Source organism: Microbacterium keratanolyticum (assembly GCF_016907255.1).
GTDB lineage: Bacteria > Actinomycetota > Actinomycetes > Actinomycetales > Microbacteriaceae > Microbacterium > Microbacterium keratanolyticum.
The window spans coordinates 992,961-1,009,818 of the sequence record NZ_JAFBBQ010000001.1 but is presented as its reverse complement, the minus strand read 5'-3'; the positions used below and the strand labels follow the sequence as shown (position 1 = coordinate 1,009,818).

Genomic DNA, 16,858 nt, shown 5'->3' with positions numbered 1-16,858 from the left:
TGCAGAAGACCCCCGGCCGCATCTGCGGAACCGGGGGCCTTCTGCGTCAGATCAGTGGCCCTCTGCGCCGAAACGCTCGATGGCCTCGTCGAGAATGCGCTGCGCCTCAGCGGCGTCGCCCCACGCGTCGACCTTGACCCACTTGTTGGGCTCGAGGTCCTTGTAGTGCTCGAAGAAGTGCTCGATCTCCTTCTTCGTGTACTCGGCGAGGTCGCCGATGTCCTGGATGTGCTCCCAGCGCGGGTCCTTCGCGAGGACGGCCACGAGCTTGTCGTCTCCGCCGGCCTCGTCGCTCATCTTGAGCACGGCGACAGGACGCACCGAGGCGACGACGCCCGGGTACACGGAGTGGTCCATGAGCACGAGCACGTCGAGCGGGTCGCCGTCTTCGCCGAGCGTGTTGTCGAAGTAGCCGTAGTCAGCGGGGTAGCCGAAGACCGTGTAGAGCACGCGGTCGAGGTGCACTCGCCCGGTCTCGTGGTCGACCTCGTACTTCACGCGGCTGCCGCGCGGGATCTCGATAACGGCGTCGTGTGCGCCCATGCGTGTGCTCCTCAAAGAATGATCGGGGGATGCCGCGGACTAGCCTACCCGCGTGTGCGAGCGGGCGTGTCTCGGCGGAGGATCCGACGAATCAGCAGCGAGACCGGCCAGGTGAGCGCTGTCAGCAGCAGGCTGGCGTAGGCGATTCCCGGCACGGTGACGGCCAGGGCGAGGGCGACACCGAAAAGCAGCGTCGACGCGGTGTCGCCGATGATGCCCGAGCGCATGCGCTCCTCGCCCCACTCGTGCATCTGCGGATGCCGCAGCAGATAGGCCTTGGCCGTGAGAGTGAGCAGCTGGGTCGCGATCAGCGAGCCGATGTAGACGGCCGCCTGTGCAGAGTCGAACGGCATCTGCCCGACCATCGCCGTCGCGACCGGAAGCCACACGATCGTGAACAGCCACGCCACGTTGATCACGACGAGCGGTGCGGTGACGCTGCGCACCTGCCCGTACACGCGGTGGTGCTCCATCCAGAACATCGCGATCAGCGCGAAGCTCAGCGCGAAGCTGATGAGCTGCCCGCGATGATCGGCCAGGAACTCCAGCGTCGAGAGGTGCTCGTCGCTGGCGTCCGACACCGCTTCCATGAGCGGCAGGATCAGCAGCGTCATCGCGATCGCGACCACCGCGTCGACGAACGCGGTGAACCGCTCGACACTCAGCTGACGGGAGGATGACGCGCGCGACACGCCACCAGGCTAGGGGAGCGGGCACGACGACGAAAGAGGTTTCCGTCGCCGCAGTTCGAGGGTGCGCTACGCGGCGCGCGATGCCTCGTCTAGCGTGGAGACGTGCCTTCCCTCTCTCCTGCCGTCGCCGAGCTGCGCCGGGCCGTGCGTTCTGTCGTTGCCGATCTTGCAGAGCGCCGCATGGTGGTCGCGCTGTCGGGCGGAGCGGATTCGCTCGCGCTGACGGCCGCGGTCGTGTTCGAAGCGCAGAAGGCGGATGCCACGGTCGTGGCGGTCGTCGTCGATCACGGCTTGCAGGAGGGGTCGGATGCTGTCGCGGCGCGTGCCGCCGATGCTGCGCGTGCTCTCGGTGCCGACGCCCGCGTCGTTCGGGTCGACGTGGATCTCGCGCACCCCGACGGGCCGGAGGCCGCCGCGCGCGAGGCCCGCTACGCCGCACTGCGCACGGTCGCGCGCCAAGAGGGCGCCGCAGCGGTGCTGCTCGGGCACACGCTCGACGATCAGGCCGAGACCGTGCTACTGGGACTGGCCCGCGGCTCGGGCGCCGCGAGCCTGCAGGGCATGGCGCCGGAGCGCGTTGACGACGAGGGGCTGCGCTGGGTGCGGCCGCTGCTGAGCGTCCGCCGCGAGACGACGAGGGCCGCGTGCGCAGCATCCGCCCTCGAATTCTGGGACGACCCGCACAACTTCGATCCGCGATACGCACGCGTGCGGGTGCGGGAATCGGTTCTTCCCGTGCTCGAGGCCGAGCTCGGCCCGGGCATCGCCGAGGCACTCGCCCGCACCGCCGAGCAGCTGCGCGAAGACGCCGATGCGTTCGACGAGATGATCCACGAGACGATCGAAGACATCGTCGAGCACGCCGAAGCGGGCATCTCGGTCAGCGTCGCCGCACTCGCCGCGAACCCGGCAGCGCTGCGCAACCGCATCATCCGCCTTGTCGTCGATGCCGAGTTCGGGGCGAGTCTCAGCCGCATCCAGACGCTCGAAGTCGCGCGCCTCGCGACCGACTGGTCCGGGCAAGGCCCGATCGACCTGCCCGGCTGCTCCGCGCAGCGCGTCGGCGGGCAGATCGTGTTCACCGCCCGGGGCTGACCTCGCGCCGCGGCACCGCGGCACCGCGGCACCGCGGCACCGCGGCACCGCGGCACCGCGGCACCGGGGCGCTCCGGGACGGATGGCCGGAAGCATCGGCCATTCCGACCCGGAATGGGCCGTCTCTCCCCATCCGTGAACTCACCCGCCATCCGTCCCCGGGGCGCCGGACGCAGCACACCCATCCGGCAGAGCGTTCCCACATCACGCGCAAAACGGGCGCCCACCCGAAGGTGAGCGCCCGTCATGCAGCGGATGCTACTTCTTGCCGCCGAGCAGACCGCCCAGCAGTCCTCCGAGATCGATGCCGCCACCCGAGCCGCCCTGGTTGCCGCCGCCGAGCAGGCCACCGAGGCCGCCGATGATGTCACCGAGTCCGCCACCGCCCGAGCCACTCTGGTTGCCGCCGCCGAGCAGGCCTCCGAGGATGTCGCCGATGCCGCCGCCGGACTGCTGACCGGCCGGAGCCGATCCCTTCTGGCTGTTGGCGATCAGCCCCATGACGATGGGGGCGAGGATGGGAAGGAGCTTGCCGAAGTCGATGCCGGCGGTCTGGGGCTCTTTCGTCAGGGTCTCCGCGACCTGCTCCTTCTTGTCGCCGAGGATGTGGGTGACGATCTTCTCTCCGTCGGCCTGGTCGATGTCATCGACCTTCGAGGCGCCGCTGAAGCCGCCGTGCTTTCCGAGGGCCTTCTCGATCGCAGCGGATCCGCTCTCGGTCTCGGCCGACTTCGCGAGACCGCCGAGCAGCGTCGCGCTGCCCTCCTGCACGGCCTGGCGGGCGACGTCGGTGCTGACGCCGAACTTCTCGGCGATGTCATCGATCGGTGCGAGTTTGAGGATGTCGTTGACGTCCATGCTTTTCCTTCCCCTGGGCGCGCTGCCTGCGCTCTCTCCGCTCACAGTAGTGGGCACGGTCGGCGTGCAGAACGACTGCGCACGAGCGGCACTCGGCGCCGCCCGGCGCAGCATCCGGTTTCGCCCCGTAAAATCGATGCATGCGTGCAGCCGACATCCAGCAAGACCTCGCCAAGATCCTCGTCACCGAGGAGCAGATCATCGCCAAGCTGGACGAGCTCGCCGCTCGCGTGGCCGACGACTACGCCGGTAAAGACCTCGTGCTCGTGGGCGTGCTGAAGGGTGCGGTCATGGTCATGGCCGACTTCGCCCGCGCGCTGCCGATGCACGCGCCGATGGACTGGATGGCCGTGTCGAGCTACGGCGCCAGCACGAAGTCGAGCGGTGTCGTGCAGATCCGCAAAGACCTCGACACCGACCTCCACGGCAAGCACGTCCTCATCGTGGAAGACATCATCGACTCGGGCCTGACGCTCAGCTGGCTGCTCGAGAACTTCGAGTCCCGCGGCGCCGAGTCGATCGAGGTTCTCGCCCTGCTGCGCAAGCCCGAAGCCGCGAAGGTCGTCATCGACTGCAAGTACGTCGGCTTCGACATCCCCACCGACTTCGTGGTCGGCTATGGCCTCGACTACGCCGAGCGCTACCGGAACCTGCGCGACGTCGCGGTTCTCGCGCCGCACGTCTACAGCTGACAAGATGCGGATGCTGCGGCATCCGCATCTCTGACTCCCGCCGCGCGGAGGGTACGCCCTCGGCGAATCCCAGCGAGGCCCAAGGGACTCCGCGCTACGCTGGCTCACATCATGGATGTGAAGAAGATCACCAAGAACCCCCTGATCTACGTGGCGCTCATCGGCCTGCTGCTGATCGGCGGGTTCATGCTGATCTCGAGCCTCGGCGCGGCCAAGCAGATCTCGACCCAGGAGGGTCTCGAACTGCTCAAGGGCGACACGGTCACGAAGGTCGTCATGACCGACGGTGACCAGCGCGTCGATATGCAGCTCTCGAAGCCCTTCGAGGGCTCTGAGTCCGTGCAGTTCTACTACGTCTCCGAGCGTGCAGACAGTGTGATCAGCGCGATCAACGATGCGAAGCCCAAGGACGGCTTCAACGACACGGTGCCCAAGCCCACCTGGTTTGACGGGATCCTCTCGCTGCTGCTGCCGCTGATCCTGCTCGGTCTGCTCTTCTGGTGGCTGCTGTCCTCCGCTCAGGGCGGCGGAAGCAAGGTCATGCAGTTCGGCAAGTCCCGCGCGAAGCTCGTCTCCAAGGAGACCCCGACCGTCACGTTCGCTGACGTCGCCGGTGCCGAAGAGGCACTCGAGGAGCTCGCCGAGATCAAGGAGTTCCTGCAGGACCCCGCCAAGTTCCAGGCGATCGGCGCGCGGATCCCGAAGGGCGTGCTGCTGTACGGCCCTCCCGGAACAGGAAAGACCCTGCTCGCCCGCGCCGTCGCCGGCGAGGCCGGAGCACCGTTCTACTCGATCTCGGGTTCGGACTTCGTCGAGATGTTCGTCGGTGTCGGAGCCTCGCGTGTGCGCGACCTCTTCACCCAGGCGAAGGAGAACGCCCCCGCGATCATCTTCATCGATGAGATCGACGCCGTCGGCCGCCACCGCGGCGCCGGTATGGGCGGCGGAAACGACGAGCGCGAGCAGACCCTCAACCAGATGCTCGTCGAGATGGATGGCTTCGACCCCAACGCGAACGTCATCGTGATCGCCGCGACGAACCGTGCCGACATCCTCGACCCCGCTCTTCTTCGCCCCGGCCGTTTCGACCGCCAGATCGGTGTCGACGCGCCCGACATGAAGGGGCGCCACAAGATCCTCGAGGTGCACGCCAAGGGCAAGCCCCTCGCGAACGGCGTCGACCTCGAGACCGTTGCACGCAAGACGCCCGGCTTCACCGGTGCCGATCTCGCCAACGTGCTCAACGAGGCCGCTCTGCTCACCGCGCGCTCCAACGCCCAGCTCATCGACGACCGCGCGCTGGATGAGGCCATCGACCGTGTGATCGCCGGTCCGCAGCGCCGCACCCGCGTGATGAAGGACAAGGAGAAGCTCATCACGGCGTACCACGAGGGCGGCCACGCCCTCGCCGCCGCCGCGATGAACTACAGCGACCCGGTGACCAAGATCACGATCCTGCCGCGTGGACGCGCTCTGGGGTACACGATGGTGCTGCCGGTCGATGACAAGTACTCCGTCACCCGCAACGAGCTGCAGGATCAGCTCACGTACGCCATGGGCGGTCGCGTCGCGGAAGAGATCGTCTTCCACGATCCGACGACGGGCGCATCGAACGACATCGAGAAGGCGACCGACATCGCCCGCAAGATGGTCACTGAGTACGGCATGACGACCGAGGTCGGTCCCGTGAAGCTCGGATCCGGCTCCGCCGAGATGTTCGTCGCACGCGACATGAACCGCGGACGCGAGTACTCCGAGTCGATCGCCGAGCGCGTCGACGAGCAGGTGCGCAAGCTCATCGAGCAGGCGCACAACGAGGCGTACGAGGTCATCAGCGCGAACCGCGACATTCTCGACACGCTCGCCCGCGAGCTGCTCGAGAAGGAGACGCTCGACCACCACCAGATCGCTGAGATCTTCAAGGACGTGCGCAAGCTGCCGCCGCGTGAGCTGTGGCTCTCGAGCGAAGACCGCCCGGTCTCGACGCTGCCTCCGATCGACGTTCCCGTCACGGCCAGCGAAGCAGGACTTGCCGCGACGACCGAGGCGGATGCCCCCGCGAAGCCCGGCACGGCCACCGGCACCGCAGGCAGCACCGGTCACCCCCGTCCCGCGACGGCCTGACATGGCGGTCGACCGGGAGCGGGTCGCCGCCCTCACGCGCGAACTACTGGAAGCGATCGGCGAAGACCCGGAGCGTCCGGGGCTCAAGCAGACCCCGGCGCGCATGGCCGAGCTGTACGCGGAGTTCTTCGCCGGTGTCGGCGAAGATCCCGCGGCGCCGCTCGCGCACACGATCAGCGTGACCCGCGGGCCCGCGCCAGACACTCTTCCCTCGGGCGCGGTGCTGCTGCGAGACATCCGCTTCCGTTCCGTGTGCGAACATCACCTTCTGCCCTTCGCCGGCGTCGCGCACATCGCGTACCTTCCGGGGGAGCAGGTCGTGGGTCTCGGCGCCCTCGTCCGCGTCGTGGAGACCCTGGCCTCGCGCCCTCAGGTGCAGGAGCGCCTCGGCGAGCAGATCGCCGACACGATCGCGGGAAACCTCGACGCGCGCGGCGTGCTCGTCGTGCTGGATGCGAGCCACGGCTGTGTGACCATGCGCGGAGGACGTCAGCCCGAGGCATCCACGGTCACGATCGCCGCTCGCGACGCCTACGCGGATGCCGCGGCGCGCGCCGAGCTCATCGCATTGATCGGTGCTCGACCTGACCACGGGATGACGGCCGAGTGACCGCGATCTGGGGCATCCTCAACGTCACTCCCGACTCCTTCAGCGACGGCGGTCGCTACCTTGACCCGGAGATCGCCCTCGCCCATGCGCGCCTGCTGCGCGCACAGGGTGCCGCGGTGATCGACGTCGGCGGGGAGTCGACGCGTCCGGGCTCCGAGCGGGTGGGCATCGCCGAAGAGCAGCGCCGTGTACTGCCGGTCATCGCCGCGCTCGCCGCCGACGGCGTGCCGGTCAGCATCGACACGCTGAACGCCTCGACCGCGGCCGCCGCGGTGCAGGCCGGCGCACGCATCGTGAACGACGTCTCCGGTGGTCTCGCCGACCCGGAGATGCTCGCCGCCGTGGCCGCATCCGGCGCAGACTTCGCCCTCGGACACTGGCGCGGGCCGTCCTCTGACATGTACGCCCGCGCGGACTACGTGCGGGTCGGCCGGGAGGTCGCCGGCGAACTGCGCGAACGCATGGGCATCGCTGCCGCCGCGGGCATCGCCCCGTCGCGGCTCATCATCGATCCGGGTGTCGGCTTCGCGAAGACAGCCGAGCAGAACTGGGAGCTGTTGCGCGACCTGTCCGACATCGTCGCTCTCGGGCCGCGCGTGCTCGTGGGCACCTCGCGCAAGCGCCTGCTCGCAACCGCTCTCGGCGATGACGCGACAGAAGAACGCAAGGATGCGGCGACCGCCGTCACGAGCGTGCTCGCCGCACGCGCCGGCGCGTGGGCGGTGCGCGTGCACAACGTCGCCGCGACGCGCGACGCTCTCTCCGTGCTCGGCGCCTGGGACGGCTGAGCCCTCGTCTGCAGGGGGTGTGCGCGTCCGGAGGGTCGGATGACGGCGTGTCGCCCTGCATTCGTGCACCCACCCTGCATCCGTGCGGTGCGCTGTCGCGCCCGCCCCGTACCCTGGATGCATGAGCGACGAGATCGCCCTCACCGGGCTGACTGTCTTCGGCTATCACGGCGTCTTCGACCACGAACGCGCTGAGGGGCAGGAGTTCACGATCGACGTGCGCCTGCGCCTGCCGCTGGCGCCCGCCGCGGCGTCTGACGACGTGCGGGACACCGTGCACTACGGTGAGCTCGCCGAGCGGGTCGCCGCGATCGTCGCGGGCGAACCAGTCAACCTCATCGAGACGCTCGCCGAGCGCATCGCGGATGCTGCGCTTGCGGATGCCCGGGTGCAGAGCGCGAGCGTCACCGTGCACAAGCCGCATGCGCCGATCCCGCTGACGTTCGCGGATGTCTCGGTGACCGTCACGCGCGAGCGGGGTGCCGCGTGATCTATCAGCCAGGCAGGAAGCTCCCGGCGCACGATCCGCGGCCGGGGCGCGAGGCCGTCGACGCCGTCGTCGCCCTGGGCTCGAACCTCGGCGACCGTGAGGAGACGATCGGCGAGGCGATCGCCGCGATCGCGCGTCTTCCGCTCGTCGACGGAGTGCGCGTCTCGAAGCCGTTCCAGACGGTCGCCGTGCGCCTCGACGGTCCCGATCCGGACGCTCCGGTGTTCGTCAACGCGGTCGCGATCGTGACGACCCGCCTCGCACCCTCGGTGCTGCTCGGAATGCTGCACGCGATCGAGGAGCAGCACGGTCGTGTGCGTGCACAGCGCTGGGGCGACCGCACGCTCGACCTCGACCTCATCGCCTACGGTGATGAGCGCAGTGAGGATGAGCGACTGCTGCTGCCGCATCCACGCGCCGCCGAGCGCCTCTTCGTGCTCGAGCCCTGGCTCGACGTCGACCCCGACGCGACCCTCCCCGGACGCGGGCGCGTCGCCGATCTCGTCGCGGCGCTGAAGGGTGAGGTATGAAGCGCACATCGGTCACCGTGCTGCTGCTCGTCGCCCTCGCGGGCGGCGCCGGCGGCTTCCTCCTCGACCATGCGCTGACGGTCTCGGGTCGCGCCACGTTCACCCCTGCGCTGGGACTTCCCCTGCTGCTCGCACTTCTCGCGGTGGCAGTGCTGGCCCTCGGATGGACGGTGCGGCGCAGCATCCGCAGCCCGGAGCATCCGCGCATGAACCCGTTCCGCGCGCTGCGGATCGCCGTGCTCGCCCGCGCATCGAGCCTCGTCGGAGCACTTCTGCTCGGGTTCGCCGCGGGGGCGCTCGCGTACATCTCCACGCGCCCGGTCGGACCACCGATAGGCTCGGTGCTGGCTTTGACAGCCACGCTGGGTGCAGCGCTTGTGCTCGTGATCGCGGCGCTCGTCGCCGAGCACTTCTGTACGCTTCCGACCGACTCCGACGGACCAGACAGCCCCGGAGCATTGAAAGGCGACGATGACGAACATCCCCGACCCGCAGGCCACCCCGCCCACTGAGTTCGCGGCGGCACCGCCCGCGGCACCGGTGGCCCCGGACACGGCTCCGGTAACGGATGCTGCGCCGGTGGCACCGCCCGTCGACATGGAGGCGCCTCTCGCTGTCGCTCCCACCGCGGCCGCAGCCCTCGACGAGGGCACCTACGAAGCGCTGCGCACGCCGAAGTCGACGGCGGCGCTCTCACTGGACGGCGTCTGGCACCAGATCTCACCGCGCTACGTCGTCTCGCAGGTGCTGCAGAACGTGGTCATCCTCGTGCTGATCGCGGCGGCGGCACTCGTCGGCGGGCTCGTGCTGCACCTGAACTGGGTCTGGATTCCGGCCGGCATCCTGGCGTTCTTCACGCTCGCGACGCTCATCATCCTCCCGCGGCAGGCGCGAGCGATCGGCTACCAGCTGCGTGCCGACGACATCGTGTTCCGCAAGGGCATCCTGTGGCAGCGTGTGATCGCCGTGCCTTACGGCCGCATGCAGCTCGTCGACATCACGCACGGTCCGCTCGACCGCGCGTTCGGCATCGCCAAGCTCAAGATGGTCACCGCTGCGGCGACTACGGGCGTGGAGATCCCCGGCCTCACGCAGGGTGCGGCGGAGGCGCTGCGCGACACGCTCATCGAGGTCGCTGAGACCCGTCGGACCGGCCTGTGAGCGAGCCGCTGCTGCCGCCGGCATCCGCGCCGACTCCACCGGTCGACGAGCGCACCACGCTCGCGGACGGTGCATGGCATCGGATGCATCCGCTGACCCCGCTCTTCAAGGGCGGGCTGGTGCTCATCATCATCGCGGGCATCGTGATCTCGAACATGCGCGAGCGGCTTGGGTTCTGGTTCTTCAGCCTCGTCGCCCCCGACGCCGACATCGACGGTCTCACGGGCGGCGACCCGATCGACTGGGTGCTGGAGAACAACTTCGTGCTCGTCGGTCTCGGCGTGGTACTGGGTGTACTCGTCCTCTTCATCGGAATCTTCTGGCTCGTGTGGCGCTTCCAGGAGTTCCGCATCACGGGCGAGCACGTCGAGGTGCGCAAGGGCATCCTGTTCCGCTCGCAGCGTCGGGCCCCGCTCGACCGCGTGCAGGGCGTGAACCTCACTCGTCCTTTCCCCGCCCGCATCATCGGTCTGGCGAAGCTCGAGGTGGTCGGTGCCGGAACCGACGCGAACGTGCCCCTGGAGTACCTGGCGACCGCGCGCGCCGAATCCGTGCGCGCCGACATCCTGCGCCTCGCATCCGGCGCGCGCGCTGCGCGACAGGACCGGATCGCGGGGGTCGCTCCCGGCGCACTGGCGACGGCGCGGGCACAGCTCGTGAACTCCGTGAACCACGGGGTCACCGATCTCATCACGGGCGTCGACCTCGCCGACGTGCAGGCGGAGAGCGTCGTCAAGATTCCGACCGGACGACTCGTCGGGTCGCACCTGCTCTCGGGCGTGCTCTGGTTCCTGTTCTTCGCCCTCATCTACGTCGCCGCGCTGGGTGGCGTGGCCTGGAGCGTCTTCCGCGACGGAGACCCGGAGGGCGGCATCATCATCCTGACGATGTCCGTGGGCCTCGCGGTGCCGTTCATCATCGCGACGATCGGTGTCACCTGGGCGCAGATCTCCAAGTCGCTGCGGTACTCGATCGCGTCCACTCCGGATGGTGTGCGCATCACGTACGGTCTGCTCACGACCGTGACGGAGACAATCCCCCCGGGCCGCATCTTCGCCGTCGACATCACGCAGTCCCTGCTGTGGCGGCCGTTCGGCTGGTGGGTCGTTCGCATCAACCGCATGTCGGGCAAGAGCCTCGCGCAGCAGCAGTCCAGCAGTGCGCAGCAGTTCAACGTCGTGCTCCCCGTGGGCACGCGGGCGGATGTGGAGCGGGTGCTCGCGCTGATCCTTCCGGATGCTCCCGAGAGCGTTCGCTCGCTGATCTGGGAGAACGGCGCGCTCGGACCGAGCGAGAACGATCCATACGAGACCATGCCGCGCCGTGCCGCATGGCGCCGGCCGCTCTCATGGCGACGCCACGGCTACGCGGTCACCCCCTTCGCGCTGTTCCAGCGCCGTGGTGTGGTGTGGCGCAAACTCGTGATCTTCCCGCTGGCGCGCCTGCAGGGCTTCTCGCTCTCGCAGGGCCCGATCGACCGGCTGCAGCGGGTCACCGGTGTGCAGGCGCACTCGGTGACCGGGCCCGTGCAGGGTGTTCTCGCCGGCATCGAGCGGGATTCCGCGCTCGGCCTTCTCGACGAGGTCGCTCGGTTCACGGCGCTCGCAGCCGCACAGGATCGCGGCCACCGCTGGGCGGAGGCACTGGAGGAAGCGCTCGATCAGGCATCGGCTTCGGACGTAGCGGCCGCGGTTCCGCCTGTGGCCCCGACGGCTGCGACGGCGGTTCCACCTGTGGCCCCGACGGCCCCGACGGCTGCCGGAACCGTGACGGTCGAATGGCCGGAATCACCGCGTCAGGACGGACCATCGGCGTGACGCAGGCCGGACGCCTCGGCATCGGCATCATCGGTGCCGGGCGGGTGGGGCCGGTCATCGGCGCGGCGCTCGCCGGCGCCGGCCACGCGCTGACGGGGATCACGGCGGGCTCCGACCCGGACCGCGTCGCGGCGATCCTCCCGGATGTGCCCGTGCGCGATGCCGACGAGATCGTGCGCATCAGCGAGCTGGTCGTGCTCGCTGTGCCTTCGGATCAGCTTCCGGGGATCGTCGCAGGTCTTGCCGAGACCGAGTCCTGGCAGCCGGGGCAGCTCGTTCTCCACACTGACCCCGGATACGGCACCTCGGTGCTGGCGCCTGCGATGAGTCGTGGGGCGATTCCGCTCGCGGTGCATCCGGCGATCTCGTTCACGGGCACCTCGATCGACCTGCGCCAGCTGCGTGCCGCCTATGCCGCGGTCACGGCTCCGGCCGCGGTCCTGCCGATCGGCCAGGCTCTCGCGGTGGAGCTCGGCTGCGAACCGGTCGTGATCGCCGAGGCGGATCGCGCTGCGTACGCCGAGGCCATTTCGACAGCATCCGAGTTCGCGCGCTCCATCGTCGGACAGGCGACGGGCCTGCTGCGCGGCATCGGCGTCGAGAATCCTGGGGGATACCTGTCGGCGCTCGTCTCGTCGACGTTTGACCGTGCGCTGCGTGACGTCACCCCGCCCGAGTTCCGCCTCCCCGACGAGGGCTGACCACGCCACATTGAGTGGTCAGTTTCGGCAACTTTCTGCGTGAGAAGGTGCCGAAACTGACCATTCGATGGACTGGGGCGGTGCGGTGCGTCGCAGGCTCAGCGCCCGCCGGAGAACCCGCCTCCGCCGCCTCCGCCAGAGAACCCGCCTCCGCTCGATCCGCCGAAGCCGGAGGACGAGGTGCTCGCGGCCGTGACCTGGTACGCGGCGGATGATGTGGTGGTGTGCGCAAAGGAGTACAGCGCCGGTGCGAGAGCTGTCGTCGGACTCGTCGTCCAGAGCGCGGTCTCGCCCGTTTCTGCGTAGGACACCTCGAGGACGCGTCCCCACTCCTTCTCCAGCCCGAACAGCATCGCGTAGGGCAGAAGCCGTTCATAGACGTGGATCACGTCGATCGTGCCGTCGTCACGTCGCTCCGCACCCGAGTACGACTGCAGCATCTGCAGACGATCTGCTTCGGCGACCCGGATGAACTCCTTCACTCCGAGCAGATACTCGTATGCCAGCGCCCCTTCGGGCGTATGCACGCGTCGCTTGGTGAGCGCCGGTCCGCCGATGATGAGCGCGAGGATCACCGCGAAGAGCGCGGCGACGAAGGCTCCTGCAGCGATGGGACGGCCGAAGATGAGTCCGGCGATGCCGATCGCGACGCCTGTCCCACCGAGGAGAAGTCCGAGGAGCAGCACCGCGGCGGCCGCGCGACTGGGGCTCTTGGTCATGAGTCCACGGGTCTCGGCCTCCTCCTCGCCGCGGGCGATGAGTCTGCGCATCCGCGTGCCGAAGCCCTCGTCCTCTTCGGGAATCGTGACATCTCCCTCGGCGTCGGCGCCGCGGAAGATCTTCTCGTGGGCCTCGGCGTCGAGCGGATCGGGTGCCACGGCGCCGGGCAGTCGCCGCAGCACGGGGCGGCCGTCGGCGTCGTGGATGATCAGCATGCCGGACACCGCCTGGTGCACGATCTCGGCCGGGATCACGTTGTCGGGTTTCGGCAGGATCGCGGCGGCGACCAGTGGCGGCAGCGTCGCGGGCACATCGAACTGGGCGATCACGAGGCCGGTGCCGCGGCGCGAGCGGCGGACGAAGGCTCCGAGCATCAACCGGCTGACGACGGCGACGAGCATCCCGGCGCCGCCGAAGACGACCGGTGCGAGTTCGAGGAAGAGGTTCGGGATGCGCCGACCGGGCTGAACGACCGTTCCGGCGTCCATGCCGATGGCGACGGTCACCCCGTCACCCGCGGGCAGGTTCTGCGCTTCGACCGAGAAGGATGCTTCGCCCGCGGAGACGGTCGGACCACGCAGGCCGGAGCCCACACAGGGATCGGCTGCGCCCGCAGGGCCCTGATAGCAGGCGGTGGCGTCGGTGATGAGCGCTGCGCTGAGGGTCTCGTCGAACGTGATCTCGGCGTGGAAGGCGTCGATGGGCTGGGTGCTGTCGAGGGGGAGGAGATCCCAGTAGAACTCGTCGACGCCCGTCTCGGACGCAGCGATCACGACGTCCTGCATCGTGTACTCGATGACATAGGTGGTGAGTCCGTGCTGGAACTCGTCGTCGCCGATGAGGACGAACAGCATGTCGTCATCCTCTTCGAGCTCGAAGGGCACGGCGGCGCCGGTGTCGTCGCGGACCGAGAGAACTTCGGTGTCGAGGCTGGCGTCCTGGTAGTGCTGCAGCAGGCCGCGCACGATGCCGCGATTCTGATCGAACTCGGGGAACTGCGCCTGCAGGGTCTCAACGGCGTGCATCGTCGAGCGTCCGTGCTCATCGATCCCGACGCGGAGGTCGGCGTCCCAGCTGACGTAGGAGAAATCATTGACATCGGCGGATGTGGCCGCCGCGGCTGTGGTGCTGGTTCCCGCGAGCAGTGCGACGCCCAGGGTTGCGATGATCAGCGGACGCGAGCGGAGGCGGACTGTCATGCTCCGAGGGTATCCGGGCTGGCCGAGACGGGTATCCGGGCTGGCCGAGACTTCCAGGCGACGCCGGTAAACTGAGCGCTGACTTTCCAAGGAGCTCCGAATGACTGACGCGTCCGCCGCGCCCGCTGACAACACCCCCGCTGAGGACGACGTCTTCGAGCAGAAGGCCGTGCGCCTCGCGAAGCGCGAGCGCCTGATCGCTGCGCGGGCGGATGCCGCGGGCGGCGCCTTCCCGGTCGCCGTTCCCGTGACGCACCGCATCCCCGAGCTGCGTGCGCAGTACGGCGACCTCGAGCCCGACACGGCCACCGGCGTGATCGCTGGCGTCGCGGGTCGCGTCGTGTTCAGCCGCAACACCGGAAAGCTCTGCTTCGCGACGCTGCAGGCCGGCGACGGCTCGCGCATCCAGGCGATGATCTCGCTGGCGAACGTCGGCGAGGAGTCTCTGCAGGAGTGGAAGGAGCTCGTCGACCTCGGGGACCACGTCTTCGTGGAGGGCGAGGTCATCTCCAGTCGCCGCGGTGAACTGTCGATCATGGCGACAAGCTGGCAGATCGCCGCGAAGGCGATCCTCCCGCTGCCGAACGTCTACGGCGAGCTGAGCGAGGAGAGCCGCGTCCGCAGCCGCTACCTCGATCTGATCGTCCGCGAGCAGGCCCGCACGACGGTCCGCGCCCGTGCCGCGGTGAACGCGAGCCTGCGCGCCACGTTCGCCGAACACGACTACCTCGAGGTGGAGACGCCGATGCTGCAGGTGCAGCACGGCGGCGCATCCGCTCGTCCCTTCGTCACTCACTCGAACGCGTTCGACACCGAGCTCTACCTGCGCATCGCGCCCGAGCTCTACCTGAAGCGCGCCGTCGTCGGTGGCCTCGAGCGCGTGTTCGAGATCAACCGCAACTTCCGCAACGAGGGTGCCGACTCCACGCACAGCCCCGAGTTCGCGATGCTGGAGTCGTACCAGGCGTACGGCGACTACAACCAGATGGCCGCACTCACGCAGGAGCTCGTGCAGAACGCGGCGATCGCGGTGGCCGGTTCGACGACCGTGACCTGGGCCGACGGCACCGAGTACGACCTGGGCGGCGAGTGGGACCGCATCTCGATGTATGACTCGCTTTCGGCCGCGGCCGGGCGCACCTTCACCCCGAACGACGCGGTAGAAGACCTGATCGCGTTCGCAGAGGCGAACGAGGTCGAGATTCCCGCGCAGGCGACGCACGGGAAGCTGATCGAAGAGCTCTGGGAGCACTTCGTCAAGGGAGATCTGGTGCGTCCCACGTTCGTCATGGACTTCCCGGTCGACACCTCACCGCTGGTGCGCGAGCACCGCTCCATCGCGGGCGTCGTCGAGAAGTGGGACCTGTACATCCGCGGCTTCGAGCTGGCGACGGGCTACTCCGAGCTGGTGGACCCGGTCATTCAGCGGGAGCGTTTCGTCGAGCAGGCGAAGCTCGCCGCGCGCGGTGACGTCGAGGCGATGCCGGTCGATGAGGAGTTCCTGCGTGCACTTGAGCACGGCATGCCGCCGTCGGGTGGCATGGGCATGGGCATCGATCGCCTGCTGATGGCCATCACCGGCCTTGGCATCCGCGAGACGATCCTCTTCCCGCTCGTCAAGTAGACCCGCGACGGGCTCACGGGGTGGGCTGTTCTGCCGCTCCTGCGGCGGAGAACGCCCACGCCGGAAGCATCCCGGCGTCGATGATCGTGCGCAGCATGGCGGCGAACGTGTGCTCCGGCGTGATCTCGTGGGCGAGCGTGAGGTAGTGATCGGCATGCGTGGCGCGACCGAGTGCCCACGAGAGCCACGCGGATGCCACGAGTGCGCCGACGCGTGAGGCCCGCGGAGCGCGAGCGGCGGCATTGCGCGCGAGCGTGAGTGCGAGGCGGAGCCGGTCGGCATCAGGGCGCGGTCCCTGGCCGAGCATGATGTCTCCGAGGTGGGGCGGGAACGTTGAGATGTCGCCGCGGAATGCCAGTTGCGCCGCGAGGACCTCGTCGCCCGTCGGCAGATCGGTGGCCCACTGCGCGAGGGCGACGTCGCGCAGGGGGGGCCGTTCGAGGCACCAGATCAGCGCAGCGGTTGCGAACGGATCGATGTTCTCCGGCGAGTCGAGCAGGTCTTCCAGGAACTGCGGCAGGTCGTCGAGCGCGAGGGCCGACAGATACGCACGCGGGTCGAGGCGGCTCTCCGCATCCACGGGTCTCGCGCCGTCGAGAGGCTCTTCCGCTGATTCGTCGTTCGGCATGAGCGCCGTGAACATCTGGTCGACGGCGGCCAGCGCCTGAGCGACGCGCTCTTTCTCGGCGAGGTCGACGGTCGGCAGCTCCCCACCCGCGGCCTGATCAGCGGCGATATCGACGACGCCCGGCACAGAGGGTGGTTCCGGGATCTCTGCAAGGTCGTGCACGATCGGTGCTGTTACGAGGTAGTTGGCCCAGCCGTCGGCACCCACGCAGAGGACTTCGACGATGCGCAGCCCGCATGATTCCGCGCAGGCGATCGTGATGTCGGCGACCTCCGCAAGGGGCAGGGCGTCGGGGTCGATCTCGTCGTCGGTGTAGATGACGGCGGCGAGCCCGTCGACGGACGGGACGCGGCAGGTCATCCCGACGAGCGTTGCGGCGTACTCGTGCAGGTCGACGTCATCGTTCTTCGGCAGGTCCGCGCGCAATGCGCCGCCTGCGCGAGAACCGGTGAAGGGCAGCAGCACAAAGCTCTCGCGCGGAGTGAACCCGGCGAGTGTGGGGATCAGGCCGAGCAGATCGGCCGGGCCGGAGGCGGTGAGGATCGTCGTCATGGCCACCATCCTGAACATCCGGGTCCTGCCTGCT

At 68.9% G+C, this 16,858-nt stretch carries 17 protein-coding genes; 12 read left to right on the top strand and 5 right to left on the bottom strand.

The genetic code is table 11. The features are described 5' to 3' along the window. Positions 1-51: 51 nt before the first annotated feature. Positions 52-543: an inorganic diphosphatase gene (locus JOD62_RS04885; protein WP_204938202.1), complete on the bottom strand. Its 492-nt coding sequence runs from the start codon at positions 541-543 to the stop codon at positions 52-54. A 44-nt stretch (positions 544-587) separates the two neighbouring features. Beyond that, positions 588-1,235 (bottom strand): TMEM175 family protein, encoded by a 648-nt coding sequence (locus JOD62_RS04880; protein ID WP_204938201.1) that lies wholly within the window; start codon positions 1,233-1,235, stop codon positions 588-590. A 102-nt stretch (positions 1,236-1,337) separates the two neighbouring features. Between JOD62_RS04880 and tilS the strand changes: the two genes are divergently transcribed. After that, positions 1,338-2,330 (top strand): tRNA lysidine(34) synthetase TilS, encoded by a 993-nt coding sequence (gene tilS / locus JOD62_RS04875; protein WP_271171450.1) that lies wholly within the window; start codon positions 1,338-1,340, stop codon positions 2,328-2,330. 258 nt (positions 2,331-2,588) lie between these two features. Here tilS and JOD62_RS04870 read toward each other — a convergent pair whose 3' ends face one another. After that, positions 2,589-3,188, bottom strand: a complete 600-nt coding sequence (locus JOD62_RS04870) for a DUF937 domain-containing protein (RefSeq protein WP_204938200.1) — start codon at positions 3,186-3,188, stop codon at positions 2,589-2,591. Between the two features lie 140 nt (positions 3,189-3,328). Here JOD62_RS04870 and hpt point away from each other — a divergent pair, with 140 nt between their 5' ends. The 10 genes from hpt (at position 3,329) to JOD62_RS04820 (ending at position 12,101) form a co-directional block, all read left to right on the top strand. Further along, a complete protein-coding gene (gene hpt / locus JOD62_RS04865) occupies positions 3,329-3,880 on the top strand; it encodes a hypoxanthine phosphoribosyltransferase (RefSeq protein ID WP_204938199.1) in 552 nt (183 codons plus the stop codon). A 111-nt stretch (positions 3,881-3,991) separates the two neighbouring features. Beyond that, a complete protein-coding gene (gene ftsH / locus JOD62_RS04860; RefSeq protein WP_204938198.1) occupies positions 3,992-6,004 on the top strand; it encodes an ATP-dependent zinc metalloprotease FtsH in 2,013 nt (670 codons plus the stop codon). Position 6,005: 1 nt separating this feature from the next. After that, the gene (gene folE / locus JOD62_RS04855; RefSeq protein ID WP_204938197.1) at positions 6,006-6,614 is read left to right on the top strand and encodes a GTP cyclohydrolase I; all 609 of its coding nucleotides are present in this window, start codon (positions 6,006-6,008) and stop codon (positions 6,612-6,614) included. After that, positions 6,611-7,402 (top strand): dihydropteroate synthase, encoded by a 792-nt coding sequence (gene folP / locus JOD62_RS04850; protein WP_204938196.1) that lies wholly within the window; start codon positions 6,611-6,613, stop codon positions 7,400-7,402. The genes folE and folP overlap by 4 nt, the downstream gene beginning before the upstream one ends. Before the next feature lie 121 nt (positions 7,403-7,523). Further along, positions 7,524-7,892 carry a dihydroneopterin aldolase gene (gene folB, locus JOD62_RS04845; protein WP_204938195.1) on the top strand — a complete coding sequence of 123 codons (369 nt, stop codon included), beginning with the start codon at positions 7,524-7,526 and terminating at the stop codon, positions 7,890-7,892. Beyond that, positions 7,889-8,422 carry a 2-amino-4-hydroxy-6-hydroxymethyldihydropteridine diphosphokinase gene (gene folK, locus JOD62_RS04840; RefSeq protein WP_204938194.1) on the top strand — a complete coding sequence of 178 codons (534 nt, stop codon included), beginning with the start codon at positions 7,889-7,891 and terminating at the stop codon, positions 8,420-8,422. The genes folB and folK overlap by 4 nt, the downstream gene beginning before the upstream one ends. After that, positions 8,419-8,934: a DUF3180 domain-containing protein gene (locus JOD62_RS04835; protein ID WP_204938193.1), complete on the top strand. Its 516-nt coding sequence runs from the start codon at positions 8,419-8,421 to the stop codon at positions 8,932-8,934. Before folK ends, JOD62_RS04835 begins: the two co-directional genes overlap by 4 nt. 85 nt (positions 8,935-9,019) lie before the next feature. Then, entirely contained in the window at positions 9,020-9,583 is a 564-nt protein-coding gene (locus tag JOD62_RS04830) for a PH domain-containing protein (protein WP_239526972.1), read from the top strand. Next, entirely contained in the window at positions 9,580-11,400 is a 1,821-nt protein-coding gene (locus JOD62_RS04825; protein ID WP_271171449.1) for a PH domain-containing protein, read from the top strand. The genes JOD62_RS04830 and JOD62_RS04825 overlap by 4 nt, the downstream gene beginning before the upstream one ends. Further along, positions 11,361-12,101 carry a DUF2520 domain-containing protein gene (locus JOD62_RS04820; protein WP_239526555.1) on the top strand — a complete coding sequence of 247 codons (741 nt, stop codon included), beginning with the start codon at positions 11,361-11,363 and terminating at the stop codon, positions 12,099-12,101. Before JOD62_RS04825 ends, JOD62_RS04820 begins: the two co-directional genes overlap by 40 nt. 98 nt (positions 12,102-12,199) lie before the next feature. On the opposite strand, the gene JOD62_RS04815 is transcribed toward JOD62_RS04820, so the two are convergent. Further along, the gene (locus tag JOD62_RS04815; protein WP_204938191.1) at positions 12,200-14,020 is read right to left on the bottom strand and encodes a DUF2207 family protein; all 1,821 of its coding nucleotides are present in this window, start codon (positions 14,018-14,020) and stop codon (positions 12,200-12,202) included. A 100-nt stretch (positions 14,021-14,120) separates the two neighbouring features. Here JOD62_RS04815 and lysS point away from each other — a divergent pair, with 100 nt between their 5' ends. Continuing rightward, the gene (gene lysS / locus JOD62_RS04810; protein WP_204938190.1) at positions 14,121-15,644 is read left to right on the top strand and encodes a lysine--tRNA ligase; all 1,524 of its coding nucleotides are present in this window, start codon (positions 14,121-14,123) and stop codon (positions 15,642-15,644) included. A 13-nt stretch (positions 15,645-15,657) separates the two neighbouring features. Here lysS and JOD62_RS04805 read toward each other — a convergent pair whose 3' ends face one another. Further along, on the bottom strand, positions 15,658-16,824 hold the full coding sequence (locus JOD62_RS04805; protein ID WP_204938189.1) for a DUF4192 family protein: 1,167 nt from the start codon (positions 16,822-16,824) through the stop codon (positions 15,658-15,660). Positions 16,825-16,858 lie beyond the last annotated feature (34 nt).

Excerpts from the sequence above, each read along its gene's own strand:
- JOD62_RS04885 (WP_204938202.1), bottom strand. The coding sequence starts at position 543 with ATGGGCGCACACGACGCCGTTATCGAGATCCCGCGCGGCAGCCGCGTG.
- JOD62_RS04870 (WP_204938200.1), bottom strand. The coding sequence starts at position 3,188 with ATGGACGTCAACGACATCCTCAAACTCGCACCGATCGATGACATCGCC.
- hpt (WP_204938199.1), top strand. The coding sequence starts at position 3,329 with ATGCGTGCAGCCGACATCCAGCAAGACCTCGCCAAGATCCTCGTCACC.
- JOD62_RS04820 (WP_239526555.1), top strand. The coding sequence starts at position 11,361 with ATGGCCGGAATCACCGCGTCAGGACGGACCATCGGCGTGACGCAGGCC.
- folE (WP_204938197.1), top strand. The coding sequence starts at position 6,006 with ATGGCGGTCGACCGGGAGCGGGTCGCCGCCCTCACGCGCGAACTACTG.
- JOD62_RS04815 (WP_204938191.1), bottom strand. The coding sequence starts at position 14,020 with ATGACAGTCCGCCTCCGCTCGCGTCCGCTGATCATCGCAACCCTGGGC.
- lysS (WP_204938190.1), top strand. The coding sequence starts at position 14,121 with ATGACTGACGCGTCCGCCGCGCCCGCTGACAACACCCCCGCTGAGGAC.
- JOD62_RS04835 (WP_204938193.1), top strand. The coding sequence starts at position 8,419 with ATGAAGCGCACATCGGTCACCGTGCTGCTGCTCGTCGCCCTCGCGGGC.
- ftsH (WP_204938198.1), top strand. The coding sequence starts at position 3,992 with ATGGATGTGAAGAAGATCACCAAGAACCCCCTGATCTACGTGGCGCTC.
- folB (WP_204938195.1), top strand. The coding sequence starts at position 7,524 with ATGAGCGACGAGATCGCCCTCACCGGGCTGACTGTCTTCGGCTATCAC.
- JOD62_RS04830 (WP_239526972.1), top strand. The coding sequence starts at position 9,020 with ATGGAGGCGCCTCTCGCTGTCGCTCCCACCGCGGCCGCAGCCCTCGAC.
- JOD62_RS04805 (WP_204938189.1), bottom strand. The coding sequence starts at position 16,824 with ATGACGACGATCCTCACCGCCTCCGGCCCGGCCGATCTGCTCGGCCTG.